General features: G+C 71.1%; 12 protein-coding genes. 5 read left to right on the top strand and 7 right to left on the bottom strand.

Annotated elements, in window-relative coordinates; translation table 11 throughout:
* Positions 1 to 79: 79 nt before the first annotated feature.
* The 3 genes from ACZ7L5_RS21760 (at position 80) to ACZ7L5_RS21750 (ending at position 2,351) form a co-directional block, all read left to right on the top strand.
* Positions 80 to 781, top strand: a complete 702-nt coding sequence (locus ACZ7L5_RS21760; RefSeq protein ID WP_471518393.1) for a TetR/AcrR family transcriptional regulator — start codon at positions 80 to 82, stop codon at positions 779 to 781.
* 10 nt (positions 782 to 791) lie between these two features.
* Positions 792 to 1,094 carry a hypothetical protein gene (locus tag ACZ7L5_RS21755; protein ID WP_471518392.1) on the top strand — a complete coding sequence of 101 codons (303 nt, stop codon included), beginning with the start codon at positions 792 to 794 and terminating at the stop codon, positions 1,092 to 1,094.
* Positions 1,095 to 1,196: 102 nt separating this feature from the next.
* Positions 1,197 to 2,351, top strand: coding sequence for a C40 family peptidase (locus tag ACZ7L5_RS21750; RefSeq protein WP_471518391.1), 1,155 nt, complete (start codon positions 1,197 to 1,199; stop codon positions 2,349 to 2,351).
* Here the strand turns inward: ACZ7L5_RS21750 and ACZ7L5_RS21745 are convergent.
* Genes ACZ7L5_RS21745 through ACZ7L5_RS21725 form a run of 5 tightly spaced genes read right to left on the bottom strand, consistent with a single transcriptional unit; the run spans position 2,269 to position 7,831 of the window.
* Positions 2,269 to 3,522 carry a styrene monooxygenase/indole monooxygenase family protein gene (locus ACZ7L5_RS21745; RefSeq protein WP_363035416.1) on the bottom strand — a complete coding sequence of 418 codons (1,254 nt, stop codon included), beginning with the start codon at positions 3,520 to 3,522 and terminating at the stop codon, positions 2,269 to 2,271. The genes ACZ7L5_RS21750 and ACZ7L5_RS21745 overlap by 83 nt on opposite strands.
* Positions 3,523 to 3,536: 14 nt before the next feature.
* Positions 3,537 to 4,175, bottom strand: a complete 639-nt coding sequence (locus ACZ7L5_RS21740; protein ID WP_328879342.1) for a GTP-binding protein — start codon at positions 4,173 to 4,175, stop codon at positions 3,537 to 3,539.
* On the bottom strand, positions 4,156 to 4,575 hold the full coding sequence (locus tag ACZ7L5_RS21735) for a DUF742 domain-containing protein (RefSeq protein WP_363035412.1): 420 nt from the start codon (positions 4,573 to 4,575) through the stop codon (positions 4,156 to 4,158). The genes ACZ7L5_RS21740 and ACZ7L5_RS21735 overlap by 20 nt, the downstream gene beginning before the upstream one ends.
* Positions 4,572 to 5,075, bottom strand: coding sequence for a roadblock/LC7 domain-containing protein (locus ACZ7L5_RS21730; protein ID WP_328879344.1), 504 nt, complete (start codon positions 5,073 to 5,075; stop codon positions 4,572 to 4,574). Before ACZ7L5_RS21730 ends, ACZ7L5_RS21735 begins: the two co-directional genes overlap by 4 nt.
* Positions 5,072 to 7,831 (bottom strand): sensor histidine kinase, encoded by a 2,760-nt coding sequence (locus tag ACZ7L5_RS21725; protein ID WP_471518390.1) that lies wholly within the window; start codon positions 7,829 to 7,831, stop codon positions 5,072 to 5,074. The genes ACZ7L5_RS21730 and ACZ7L5_RS21725 overlap by 4 nt, the downstream gene beginning before the upstream one ends.
* A 406-nt stretch (positions 7,832 to 8,237) precedes the next feature.
* Between ACZ7L5_RS21725 and ACZ7L5_RS21720 the strand changes: the two genes are divergently transcribed.
* The gene (locus ACZ7L5_RS21720) at positions 8,238 to 9,026 is read left to right on the top strand and encodes a hypothetical protein (RefSeq protein WP_471518389.1); all 789 of its coding nucleotides are present in this window, start codon (positions 8,238 to 8,240) and stop codon (positions 9,024 to 9,026) included.
* A 16-nt stretch (positions 9,027 to 9,042) separates the two neighbouring features.
* Here ACZ7L5_RS21720 and ACZ7L5_RS21715 read toward each other — a convergent pair whose 3' ends face one another.
* Positions 9,043 to 9,555, bottom strand: a complete 513-nt coding sequence (locus tag ACZ7L5_RS21715; RefSeq protein WP_471518388.1) for a MarR family winged helix-turn-helix transcriptional regulator — start codon at positions 9,553 to 9,555, stop codon at positions 9,043 to 9,045.
* A gap of 239 nt (positions 9,556 to 9,794) precedes the next feature.
* Here ACZ7L5_RS21715 and ACZ7L5_RS21710 point away from each other — a divergent pair, with 239 nt between their 5' ends.
* Complete coding sequence (locus ACZ7L5_RS21710) at positions 9,795 to 10,625, top strand: lysozyme (protein WP_471518387.1); 831 nt, start codon at positions 9,795 to 9,797, stop codon at positions 10,623 to 10,625.
* 109 nt (positions 10,626 to 10,734) lie between these two features.
* On the opposite strand, the gene lon is transcribed toward ACZ7L5_RS21710, so the two are convergent.
* Positions 10,735 to 13,149 (bottom strand): endopeptidase La, encoded by a 2,415-nt coding sequence (gene lon / locus ACZ7L5_RS21705; protein WP_471518386.1) that lies wholly within the window; start codon positions 13,147 to 13,149, stop codon positions 10,735 to 10,737.
* Positions 13,150 to 13,346 lie beyond the last annotated feature (197 nt).

Raw genomic sequence — 13,346 nt, 5'->3', positions numbered from 1 at the left:
GGCGCGACGCGCACCCCGACCGGACGGCGACGGGCCGCCGCAGGCATCCCCGCCCACCCCGGCGACTACCCTGCTGGTCATGACGCCCTCGGCCCCCACCCCCGCCTACCGCCGCCTGAGCGTCGAGGAGCGCCGCTCCCAACTCCTCAACGCCGCCCTCACGCTCTTCGCCCACCGAGCCCCCGAGGACGTCTCCCTGGACGACGTGGCAGAGGCGGCCGGCGTCTCCCGCCCCCTGGTGTACCGCTACTTCCCCGGCGGCAAGCAACAGCTCTACGAGGCAGCCCTGCGCTCCGCCGCCGAAGAACTGCAGCACTGCTTCGACGAACCCCGCGAAGGCCCCCTCGTCCCCCGCCTGTCCCGCGCCCTCGACCGCTATCTGACCTTCGTGGACCAGCACGACGCCGGCTTCAGCGCCCTGCTCCAGGGCGGCAGCGTGGTGGAGACGTCCCGGACGACCGCCATCGTCGACGGCGTACGCCGCGCCGCGGCGGAGCACATCCTCCGCCACCTGGGCATCTCCGACCCGAGCCGCCTCCTCCGCATGACCGTCCGGATGTGGATCACCGCGGTCGAGGCGGCCTCGCTCATCTGGCTGGACGAGGGCAAGCAGCCCCCCGTGGAGGAACTACGGGACTGGCTGGTGGAGCAGTTCGTGGCCGCGCTCTCCGTCACCGCGGGCCGAGACCCCCAGACCGCCGCCCTGGCCGAGAACCTGGCGGAGCAGGAGGCCGAGCAGTACGCCGAGCCCTCCGCCGGGCAGCCGACCGCGGATAGCTGAGACTGGTGCCGTGAAGAGCGAAGACACCCCCTTCGAGGGCGGCCCGATGGACGGCCGGGTCCTGCCCGTACTGCTGGGCATCACGGGCCACCCGCCCAAGACGTACCGCATCCCCGTCCCCGACCCGCACGGCGGCGAGCCCACGGTCCTCGTCTACCGCCGCGTACCCCGCACACCGGGCGCCCGCGTGCGCCTCTCCCAGCGCTGGAAGTACGAGTACGACCCCGAGGGCAAGCACAGCCGCCGCCTGAACTGGCCCTGGTCCAAGCCAGACACCACGCCGCAGAGCAAGCCACACGACTCGAACGAGTGAAGTGACTGAGCCGAGCCGCGCACACCTACCGCGCGAACCGGCCTCCCCCGCCCGATGCTCACGGTACGGAGCAGAACCCTTCTCCGCACCGGAGGTGATGGCGTGTCAGGAAGGCGAAGGCTGCTGCATCGGGTCCGCACGACGGCGGTGTCGGCGGCAACGGCGACCGCGACGATCCTCGCGTCGGCAGCCGCGTCCGCACCCGCGATGGCGGCGCCCGAGCCCGCCGCCGACCCGCAAGAGCAATCCACGGCACGTCTCCTGACAGACCTTCAGCGTCTCTACCTCGAGACCGAGAAGGCGACGGAGACCTACAACGCGACCGAGGAGAAGCTCAAGAAGCAGCGCACCGAGGTCACCCGCCTGGACACCGCCCTGTCCCGCGCCCGACTCTCGCTGCACGACAGCAGGGGCGCGGCCGGCCGCCTGGCCCGCCAGCAGTACCAGAACACCACCGACATCTCCCCGTACGTGCGCCTGCTCCTGGCCCGTGACCCCCAGCACGCCCTGGACCAGGGCCACGTCATCGGCCTGCTGGCACGCGAGCGCGCCGAAACGGTCGGCCGGCTGACCGGCACGGAACACAAGGCCGACGAACTGGCCCGCAAGGCCCGCGAGGCCCTGGACCACCAACTCGTGCTGGCGGAACGCCAGAGGAAGAACAGGGACGCCGTACACAAGCGGCTCAAGAAGGTCGAGGAGCTCCTCGCGTCCCTGACCGCCGACCAGCTCACCGCCCTGGCCGAGTTCGAGAAGAAGAGCGTCACCGAAGCCCAGAAAGACCTCATGGCATCCGGCGAACTGGCCAAGGAGGACCACAAACCGTCCTCCGAGGCCAACCGTGCGATCCGCTACGCCAGGAAGCAGCTCGGCAAGCCGTACAAGTGGGGCGCGGAAGGCCCGAAGTCATACGACTGCTCGGGCCTGACATCCGAGGCCTGGGCCCACGCCGGCACCCGGATCCCCCGCACCAGCCAGGAGCAGTGGGCGCGGCTCGACCGCATCCCCCTGACCGAACTGCGCCCGGGCGACCTGGTCGTCTACTTCCCGGACGCCACACACGTGGCCATGTACGTCGGCAAGGGCAAGGTGATCCAGGCCCCGCGCCCCGGCGAGAAGATCAAGGTCTCCCCGATCGCGTCGAACCCGCTCCTGGGTGCGGTACGTCCCGAGGTCAGCCCCCGGAAACCTCCGCGAGATAAGCCCCGGTCTTCTCCGGCTCATAAAAGAAGTTCTCAAAGTCGGCCGGATCATTGAACCCGTTGGCGAACCGATCGGCCACCGGCGGCAACTGCCCGGCCGCCCCGATGAGGTTGAGGATGTGCTCCGGCGGCGGCGCCAGCATCGCGTTCGTCCACTTGGTGACGTGCTGCGCGGTGGCCCAGTACCGGTCGAAGGTGGCGCGCATCCACGCCTCGTCGAACTCCTTGTCCCCGTGCTCCAGGATCGAGGAGAGATAGGCGGCGGCGCACTTGGACGCGGAGTTGGAGCCCTGTCCGGTGATCGGGTCGTTGGCCACCACGACATCGGCCACACCCAGCACGAGCCCGCCGCCGGGAAGCTGCCCGACGGGGTTGCGCACGGTCGGCGCGTACCGGCCGCTCAGCGTGCCGCCCGCGTCGGTGAGCTCGACCTTGGTCGCCCGGGCGTACTCCCACGGCACGTACTTCTCCATGAGTTCCAGGGTCAGGGAGAGGTGCTCCGCCGGGTCCTTCACGTCCTGGAAGACGTCGAGCGGCCCGCCGGGTATGCCCTCCCAGAACAGGATGTCCGCGCGCCCGGAGGTCGTCAGGGTGGGCATGACGAACAGCTCGCCGACGCCGGGGACGAGGTTGCAGCGGACGCCTTCGGTGTCCGGGTGCTCCGGACGCGGGCCCAGGCCGTGGACGTACGCCACGGCGAGCGCGCGCTGCGGCTCGCTGTACGGCGACCGCTCGGCGTCCCGCCCGAACATCTGGACGAGCTCGCCCTTGCCGGCCGACACCAGCACCAGGTCGTACGTACGGGAGAAGTAGTCGAGGTCGCCGACCGCCGCGCCATGGATGACGAGCTGGCCGCCGCGCTGTGCGAACGTCTCCATCCAGCCGGCCATCTTCACCCGCTGGTCGACCGACTGCGCGAAGCCGTCGAGGCGTCCCAGCCAGTCGATCGCCCGCGCCGCGGGGCCCTCGCCCCAGGAGCCGGGGGCCGCCACCGAGACGCCGAGTCCCTCGATCTTCGGGGCCTGGGACTCCCAGAAGTTCAGCTGGAGATCGCGCTCGTGCTGGAGTGCCGTGTGGAACATGCACTGCGTGGACATGACCCGGCCGGAGCGGATCTCGTCCGCCGTCCGGTTGGACATCAGGGTGACCTCGTACCCGTTCGACTGGAGTCCGAGGGCGATCTGGAGTCCGGACTGGCCGGCTCCGACGACGAGTATCTTCCGCATCCGGGGTTGTTCTCCTACTCGGGGGTTTCGTCGAGCGCGTGACCTACGAGGCTCAGGAGAGTCTCGATCACCGAGATCCGGCGGCGCGCATCCATGATCATTACAGGTATGTGCGCCGGGATCGTCAACGCCTCACGCACGTCCTGCGGCTCGAACAGCTCGCTGCCGTCGAAGTGGTTCACCGCGACGACGTACGGCAGTCCGCAGCTCTCGAAGTAGTCCAGCGCCGGGAAGCAGTCCTTCAGCCGCCGGGTGTCGGCGAGTACGACCGCGCCGATCGCGCCGCGCACCAGGTCGTCCCACATGAACCAGAACCGCTGCTGGCCCGGCGTGCCGAACAGGTAGAGCACCAGGTCGTCGTCGAGCGTGATGCGGCCGAAGTCCATGGCCACGGTGGTGGTCAGCTTGCCGGGTGTCGAGGTGAGGTCGTCGGTCTCCTCGCTCGCCTCGGTCATCAGCGCCTCGGTCTGCAGGGGCGTGATCTCCGAGACGGCGGTGACCAGCGTGGTCTTGCCGACACCGAAGCCACCGGCCACGACTATCTTCGTGGCTATGGGGGCCCGGGTGCGATCGGTCTGCCAGGGCTGTTCGGGGCCCTCTTGGCCGAGGAGCGGGGAGACACCGCGAGCGGCGTCAGAGACGACGGAGTCCACTCAGCACCCTTTCCAGCAGAGCACGGTCCGGCCGGCCCGTGCCGTGGCCGGTTCCCGTGCCGTACACCCGGATCTTTCCCTGGTCCGCGAGATCGCTGAGGAGCACGCGGACCACGCCGAGCGGCATCTTCAGCAGCGCGGCGATCTCGGCCACCGTACGCATCCGGCGGCACAGTTCGACGATGGCCCGCAACTCCGGCATCACCCGGGTGTTGAGGGAGCCGTTCGTCAGTTCCTTGCGCTCCTGCGGGGCCTCCAGCGCCGCCACGAACGTCTCCACGAGGAGGACGTGGCCGAAGCGGGTACGGCCGCCGGTGAGCGAGTAGGGGCGTACGCGGGCGGCTTTGCGGTCGCCGCCGCGGACGGGGAGTTGCTGCCTGTTCTTCGGGGCGTTGCTCATCGGGTACTCCCTGCCGACGCGGCCTCTAGGGATTTCCGTAGCTCGCTGCGGAGTTCGGGGGTGAGGACGTGGCCGGCCCGGCCGACGAAGAGCGCCATGTGGTAGGCCACCACGCTCATGTCGCAGTCCGCGGAGCCGTGCACGCCGAGCAACGAGCCGTCACTGATGGACATCACGAACAGGCTGCCCTCGTCCATCGCGACCATCGTGTGCTTCACGCCGCCGAACTGCATCAGCTTGGCGGCACCGATGGTGAGGCTGCCGATGCCGGACACGATGGTGGCGAGGTCGGCGGAGGAGCCCCGGGGGCCGGTGGGCCGGTCGGTCCTGGCTTCCCGGGCAGCCTCGTTGCGGGCGTGGTCCGAGGAGAGCAGGAGCAACCCGTCGGAGGAGACCACCGCGACTGACTGGATGCCCGGCACCTCCTCGACCAGATTCGTCAACAACCAGTGCAGATTGCGGGCTTCACTGCTCAGTCCGAAGGTACTGGGCGCGGTCAACTGCTTGCCTCCTCGGCTGTGCCCCCCGTGGCTGCTTCGGTTTCCGTGCTCGGTGCCGGGTTCTGGCCCGTGTGTTCGGCGATCTCTGCCTGTACGTCGCGGTAGCCGGCCGCCGCTCCCTGGCGGAAGCCGCCCAGCCTCCTGCGGAGGGCGTCTGCGTCGACGCTGCCGGTCCGCTGGCGCGGGGCCTGGGTGGGGGCGGTGATCTTCGGCGTGCGCTTGGGGAGGCCCCTGTCGGTGACGAGTTCATCCGCGTCGTCGGGGACTCGTTCGTGCACCGCCTCGGCTTCGTCTTCACCTTCGGCGGCCGCGGGTTCGGCGACTACCGGTTCGGCGACTACCGGTTCGGCGGCTGCTGTCGGTTCCTCCCCCGTCGCCTGCGCCGGGATCAGCAGCTCCATCGTCGTCTCGGCGGGATGCTCCCGCTCCTGCTCGGCCTCGGGTGCCGCAGGCCGGCGTACGGCCTCCTCGGCGTCGCCGGTCTCGCGTACCGCCCGCTCCGCCAGCGCCACCAGCGGGTCCTCGCCCTTGGCGCGGCCTGGCAGGACATTGGAGTTGGCCTCCGCGTCGGCGCCCGGGAGGGAGAAGGTGTGGGCGCCGGTGCGGTGCGGCGTGTCCGAGGGGACCGCGGCCGGTGGGGCCGCCGCCAGCAGGCCCCCCGGCAGGACCGCGACCGCCGCGATGCCGCCCTGCTTCTGCTCGCGCAGCTGGACGCGGACGCCGTGACGGTGGGCGAGGCGGGCGACGACGTACAGGCCGAGGCCCAGGCCTTCGTCGCCCTCCTGGTCGTAGGAGTTCTCGGGGTCGAAGTCGGCGAGGCGGGAGTTGAGGCGGGACATGCGCTCGTCCGTCATGCCGATGCCCTCGTCCTGGACGGAGAGCATCACCTCGCCGCTCTCCAGCAGCCACGCGGAGATCTCGACGGGCAGGTCGGGCGGGGAGAACGACGTGGCGTTCTCCATCAGCTCGGCCAGCAGGTGGGAGAGGTCGTCGGCCGCGAAGCCCGCCACATGCGCGTGCGGTGGCAACGCGGCGATACGGACCCGCTCGTACCGCTCGATCTCGCTGACCGCCGCGCGTACGACGTCGACCAGCGGAACCGGTCCGGCGTGCTGCTGGACGTGCTCGGTCCCGGCCAGGACGAGGAGGTTCTCGCTGTGCCGGCGCATGACCGTGGCGAAGTGGTCCAGCTTGAACAGGGTGGCGAGGCGCTCGGGGTCCTGCTCGCGCTCCTCAAGGCCCTCGATGACGCCGAGTTGACGCTCGACGAGGCCGAGGGTGCGCAGGGCCAGGTTGACGAAGGTGCTGCCGATGCTGTCGCGCAGACGGTCCAGCTGGGCTGCGGACTCGGCGAGTTCGGTGCGCAGCTCCTCACGGGCGTCGGCCATCTTCTGGCGCTGCCCGACGAGGTGCTTGCGGTCGGACTCCAGGGTGCCGATGCGCTCGTGGAGGGCGAGGGCGTGCGCGTGCAGGGCGTTGACCGAGTCGACGACCTGGGCGAACTCGTCCTTACGGCCGGTGAACTTGACCGGCTCCTGAGCCGCCGGGTCCTCGGCCCCCGCGAGCCGGGCGGAGCCGAGGCGCAGCACGGCGAGGGGCCGGGTGAGGCTGCGGGCCATACCCGTGGCGACGCCCACGGCGAGCAGCATCAGGGCGCCGAGGATCGCGATGCGGATCTCCAGCGCGGTGACGTCGTCGTCGCGCAGCTCCTCCAGGGCCTTCGTGCGGCGGTCGTAGAGGGCGGACTCGACGCCGCGCATCATGTCGACCCGGGCGGAGAGGGCCGCCTCGACGCGCCTGGCGTCGGTGGCCAGGTCGCGGTCGGACAGCGTGGCCTGGTCGGTGAGGGCGGCGAGATACCGCTCGGCGGTGCCGATCTCGGGGCCGGTGACCGTGGAGTCGTACGAGGTGCGCGCGGTCTTCGGGGCGGAGTCGCGGAAGTCGGCGACGGCGGCGTCGGAGCGCAGGCGCGCCTGCTGGGCGGCGGCGCTGAGGGCGGCGCGCTGCTCGGCGTCCGCGTCCGAGGAGGTCTCGCGGGTGGCCGGGACCCCGGTGACCGGGTCGATGACGGTCTCGGTGGTGGTCGGCACGCTCAGGGCGGCGAGCAGCAGCCCCCGGGTGGCGGCGGCCTGCTGCACGGCGGAGTCCAGCTCGGCCAGCGCGTAGGCGCCGGAGCCCGCGCGGGGCGGCATCTGCTCGGCCAGCCGCTCGGCGAGCCGGTGCAGTTCGGTGATGGTGGCCGAGTAGGCGTTGTGCGCTTCCAGCGCGCTGCTCTTGCCGGTGAGCGCGCCCCTGCGCACGGCCGCGATGCCGTCGAGGTCGTCGTGCAGGGAGGCGGGCGCGTCGGTGTCGGCGCGCAGTTCCTCGACCTGCCGGTCGACGCGGGCGCTGCGCTGCTCGCTGGGCGCCTTGGACTTGGGACGGCCGGCGGCGACGTACGTCGTGACCTCGTCGCGCTCGTCGGCCAGGGAGTGGGCGAGGGTGAGCGCGTCCTCGGTCTGTGCGGCTAGGGTCACCAGCTCCTGGGAGTCGTGCAGTTGCCCGGAGGCGGCGACGACCGAGGGGACGCCGGCCGCGGCGATGGCGGCGGCCACGACGGCGACGGCGACGATCAGCCGGTTCCGTACGTGGGTGGGGCGCCCCCTGCCGGCGGGTGTGGCGTCGGTGGTGGTGCCGGGAGTGGGCTGCGTGCCCCCCGTGGAGGCCGTCTTCTTGCCTGAGCGACGTGGCCGCATCTTCTGCACCGGTGCTCGCATTCCTGACTCGTGATACCCATGGGTCCGGATGACGCTCCGTCAACTACCGCCGACCTCGCGTGCACCCCTTCCCCAAGCTCTCGGCATTGCTCGAGCTGGGGGTGTCCTCACCGGTCCCCGACCCTCCCAGTGCCGGTGGGCAACGGCCGCGCATCACCTGACCCGCCACCCGAAGGAGTGAACCCCGGAGGGGAGTTGGCGGGCAAGTTCCTCTGGCGCGTGCACACGCCTTGCAGGGCGGGCCGGTTGGACGTCTGGGGCAGGCGGTGGCAGTATTCGCCGCCACGTCTTCCCGGAGCGCTCCATTCCATCCCAAATCAGACGCCTGACCTGCGCGGCTGCACATATTCGGCATCTCCTGCGCCCCCTTCGTGACCCTTGTGAAGGGCTCGTGCAGACTGGCCGAATGCGAACAGAGCTTGCTTCGGAGCCCGGCGATCCGGTCCGCCCCAACGAGGACTTCGCGAGTGTCGGCCTTCCCGCCTCGGGACAGGGCGGCGTACTGGTGATCCTGGACGGCGTGACCCCGCCGAGAGGTGAGACGGGCTGTCTGCATTCCGTTCCCTGGTTCACCGCACGGCTCGGCGGGGCCCTGACCGAACTGACCGTTTCACTCCCTGATGTGCCGCTCGCCGACACCCTGGCCCGTGCAATCGCGCGTACCGCCGAGACCCACGCGCAAATCTGTGACCTTTCTCACCCGCGAACCCCACAGGCCACAGTGGTTCTGGCCCGCTGGTCGGCGGAGGCGCTGGAGTACCTGATCCTGTCCGACTCGGCCCTCCTGGTGGAGTCGGCCGACGGCGCGATCACCCCGTACCTGGACGATCGCCTGACCCGCCTCCCCCGCGCCTCCCTGGCCACGGACGCCCTGATCGACGCGCACGTCCGCAACAAGGAGGGCGGCTTCTTCACGGCCGCCGCGGATCCGTCGGTGGCGGCGCGGGCGGTGACGGGGGTCCTGCCGCGCGGCGAGGTACGGGCGCTGGCCGCGCTGACGGACGGGGCGACCCGGTGGGTGGAGAAGTTCCGAGAAGGCGACTGGGGGGACTGCTTCACCTACGTACGGAAGGAGGGGGCGCAGGGGCTGGTGGACCGGGTACGGGCGCTGGAGCGGGCCGACGCGGAGGAGCGGGCGTTCCTGGGGCGCAGCAAGACGCACGACGACGCGACGGTCGTGTACGTGCAGTGGTGAGCGCTCCGCGGTCGGGCTACTTCTCCATCCCCCGGTTCAACTGGTTCAGCAGCCGGGCCAGCTCCGCGACCTCGAGCCGGTCCCAGTGGGAGAGCTGCGCGACATAGCGCTCCCGCCGTGCCTCGCGCACCTTGGCGACCCGGCCTCGCCCCTCCTCGGTGAGGTGCACCAGCCACGCCCGCCCGTCGGCGGGGTCGGGTTCGCGGGCGACCAGTCCCAGGTCCTCCAGGGCGCGCAGCTGGCGGGACATGGTGGCCTTGCCGACGCCGATGTATGCGGCGAGTTCGGTGGCCCGCAGCCGCCCGGACTCATCCAGACGGACCAACAGGCCGTACGCCGCCGATTCCAGGTCCGGATGGACCTCGCGGGCCATCTCACCCTGCTTGGCCCGGGCCCGCCGGAACAGGACCGTCAACTCGCGTTCCAGATCGAGGAACTCGGGCCGGCCGTGACCACCACCGGACACTCCTTCGGCGGAGGCGCCCCCGGGTTCGACTCGCGGCCCGTCGCCGTTTCCGTCTTCGTGCACGTCAGCCCCTGCCTCGATTTTCGGTCCTGAAAGTTTCCGCCGACCGCCCTGATGTGCCGCAGCTCCGCCAGTATTTCGCAGGCATGGACCAACGGCAGCCTCCGGACCCCCTTCCACCTGCTCTTCTGCGCGCCTGGCGTCCATGCCGGGGGCGCGCACCGAGCCCGTGACCGGCATGCGCACGCCACACGCATGCGCGTTTCCCCACCGAGCGTCACCGAGCCTTCGGAGGCACGCTAATGCCCGTGCACAGACCCGAACCGCTCCGCCGCCGGCGCCCGCACCTCGCCGGGCCCCTGCTCGCCGCCGTCCTCTCCCTACTCCTCGCCGCCCACCCCTCTCCCGCCTCCGCCGACGACACCCCGCCCCGCGGCTCCGCCCACATGGGCATGGGCGTCCTGGCCCACGACGGCGAGGAGAGCGTCCCCGCCGATGTCCTGGCCACCCAGTTGGAAGGCGTGGACGTCTCCAGCCACCAGGGCGACGTCGCCTGGCCGACCCTGTGGAACAGCGGGGTCAAGTGGGCCTACGTGAAGGCCACCGAGGGGACCTACTACACCAACCCCTACTTCGCCCAGCAGTACAACGGCTCCTACGACGTCGGCATGATCCGCGGCGCCTATCACTTCGCCACCCCGGACACCACCAATGGAGCAACCCAGGCCAACTACTTCGTCGATCACGGCGGCGGCTGGTCCCGCGACGGCAAGACGCTGCCGGGTGCCCTCGACATCGAGTGGAACCCCTACGGCGACGCCTGCTACGGCAAGACCCCGGCCGCGATGGTCACCTGGATCCGCGACTTCGTGACCCAGTACAAGGCCCGCACCGGCCGCGCCCCCGTCATCTACACGGCCACCAGCTGGTGGAAGCAGTGCACCGGCAACCACAGCGGCTTCGCCTCCGCCCATCCCCTGTGGATCGCGCGGTACGCCGCCGCCGTGGGCGAACTCCCGGCCGGCTGGAGCTACTACACCATGTGGCAGTACACGTCCTCCGGCCCGACCGTCGGCGACCACAACAGGTTCAACGGGGCGCTGGACCGCCTCCAGGCCCTGGCCAACGGCTGACCCACACCCACACCCACCTCCGAATCCGCATCGGCATCCGCATCCGCCTACGGCGAAGGCCCGGGCCTCCCTCACGAGAACCCGGGCCTTGCCCATCCGGTCGCGCCCGTCACGCCGCGACCGGAACCTCCGGCGCCGCGCCGTTGGTGGCCGGCGACAGCGCCAGTTCCAGGACCTGGCGGACATCGGTCACGGCGTGGACGTCGAGCTTGTCCAGCACCTCGGCCGGGACGTCGTCCAGGTCGGCCTCGTTGCGCTTGGGGATGATCACCGTGGTGACCCCGGCGCGGTGTGCCGCCAGCAGCTTCTGCTTCACGCCGCCGATCGGCAGCACCCGGCCCGTCAGCGAGACCTCGCCCGTCATCGCCACATCCGTGCGGACCAGGCGGCCGGACAGGAGCGATGCCAGCGCCGTCGTCATCGTGATGCCGGCACTCGGGCCGTCCTTGGGGACCGCGCCCGCCGGGAAGTGGATGTGCACGCCCCGGTCCTTGAGGTCGGCGACCGGGAGCTCCAGTTCCGCGCCGCGCGAGCGGAGGAAGGACAGGGCGATCTGTGCGCTCTCCTTCATCACGTCACCCAGCTGGCCGGTCAAAGTCAGACCCGCCGCACCCGTCTCCGCGTCGGCCAGCGACGCCTCGACGAACAGGACGTCACCGCCCGCGCCCGTCACCGCCAGCCCGGTCGCCACGCCCGGCACGGCCGTACGGCGCTCCGCCGGGTCCTGGGCGGACTCGGGCACGTGGTGCGGCCGCCCGATCAGGCCGCGCAGGTCGCCGTCGAGGACGGTGAACGGCAGCTCCCGCTCGCCCAGTTCGTGCTGTGCCGCCACCTTGCGCAGCAGCCTCGCGATGGACCGCTCCAGGTTGCGGACGCCCGCCTCGCGCGTGTACTCGCCGGCGAGCTTGCGCAGGGCGCCCTCGTCGAGGGCGACCTCGTCCTTGTTCAGTCCTGCCCGCTCCAGCTGGCGCGGGAGCAGGTGGTCACGGGCGATGACGATCTTCTCGTCCTCGGTGTAGCCGTCGAGGCGGACCAGCTCCATACGGTCGAGCAGGGCCTCCGGGATGGCCTCCAGGACGTTGGCGGTGGCGAGGAAGACCACGTCCGACAGGTCCAGTTCCACTTCCAGGTAGTGGTCGCGGAAGGTGTGGTTCTGGGCCGGGTCCAGGACCTCCAGCAGGGCGGCCGCCGGGTCGCCCCGGAAGTCGGACCCCACCTTGTCGATCTCGTCGAGCAGCACCACCGGGTTCATCGACCCGGCCTCCTTGATGGCCCGCACGATCCGGCCGGGCAACGCGCCGACGTACGTACGCCGGTGGCCGCGGATCTCCGCCTCGTCCCGTACGCCGCCGAGGGCGACGCGGACGAACTTGCGGCCCATGGCGTGCGCGACGGATTCGCCGAGCGAGGTCTTGCCGACGCCGGGCGGGCCGACCAGCGCCAGCACGGCACCGCCACGCCGGCCGCCGACGACCCCCAGGCCGCGGTCGGTCCGGCGCTTGCGCACCGCGAGGTACTCGGTGATCCGCTCCTTCACGTCCTCCAGGCCGGCGTGCTCGGCGTCGAGGATCTCCTTGGCACCGAGGATGTCGTACGCGTCCTCGGTCCGCTCGTTCCACGGCAGTTCGAGCACGGTGTCGAGCCAGGTCCGGATCCATGAGCCCTCGGGCGACTGGTCGGAGGACCGCTCCAGCTTGTCGACCTCCTTGAGGGCGGCCTCGCGGACGTTCTCGGGGAGGTCGGCGGCCTCGACGCGGGCGCGGTAGTCGTCGGACTCCTCGCCGTCCTGCTCGCCGTTGATCTCACGCAGTTCCTTGCGCACGGCCTCCAGCTGACGGCGCAGCAGGAACTCGCGCTGCTGCTTGTCGACGCCCTCCTGGACGTCCTTGGCGATGGTCTCGGCGACATCCTGCTCGGCGAGGTGGTCGCGCAGCTGCTGGGTGGCGAGCTTCAGGCGGGCGACCGGGTCGGCGGTCTCCAGGAGCGCCACCTTCTGCTCGGTGCTCAGGAAGGGCGAGTAACCGGAGTTGTCGGCGAGGGCGGAGACGTCGTCGATGGCCTGGACGCGGTCGACGACCTGCCAGGCGCCGCGCTTGCGCAGCCAGGCGGTGGCGAGGGCCTTGTACTCCTTCACCAGGTCGGCGACCTGTCCGGGCAGCGGGTCGGGCACGCTCTCGTCGAGGCGGGTCCCCTCGACCCACAGGGCCGCACCCGGTCCGGTCGTCCCGGCGCCGATCTTCACGCGGCCGCGACCGCGGATCAGGGCGCCCGGGTCGCCGTCGGCCAGCCGGCCGACCTGCTCGACGGTGCCGAGCACACCGGTGCTCGCGTACGTCCCGTCGATGCGTGGCACCAGCAGCACCCGTGGCTTTCCTGGCTGTGACCTCGCGGCGGCCTGTGCGGCCTCGACCGCGGCGCGTACATCGGCGTCGTTCAGGTCCAGCGGGACCACCATTCCGGGCAGCACCACCTCGTCGTCGAGCGGCAGCACGGGCAGGGTGAGCGGTGTGGACGTCGAAGCCATGATCTCCCCTTCGGCAGTCAAGTTGAGTTATGCCGACTCAATGCACGGGGCGCTGCGAATGTTCCCCGGCCTCCGTTCGCTGTGAGCGATCACCTGCGCCACAGGCGATGACCTCGACTTTCGTCAACAACGGCGGCCGGGGCCTGATCCTTCCCGCACCGCCCCCGGGTTAGTGAGCCGCTCTCGCGCTCGGCGCG

The organism is Streptomyces sp. NPDC107528 (genome assembly GCF_055639295.1).
Note: the sequence above shows the minus strand (reverse complement) of the source record. Positions and strands in the feature narration are given on the sequence as shown.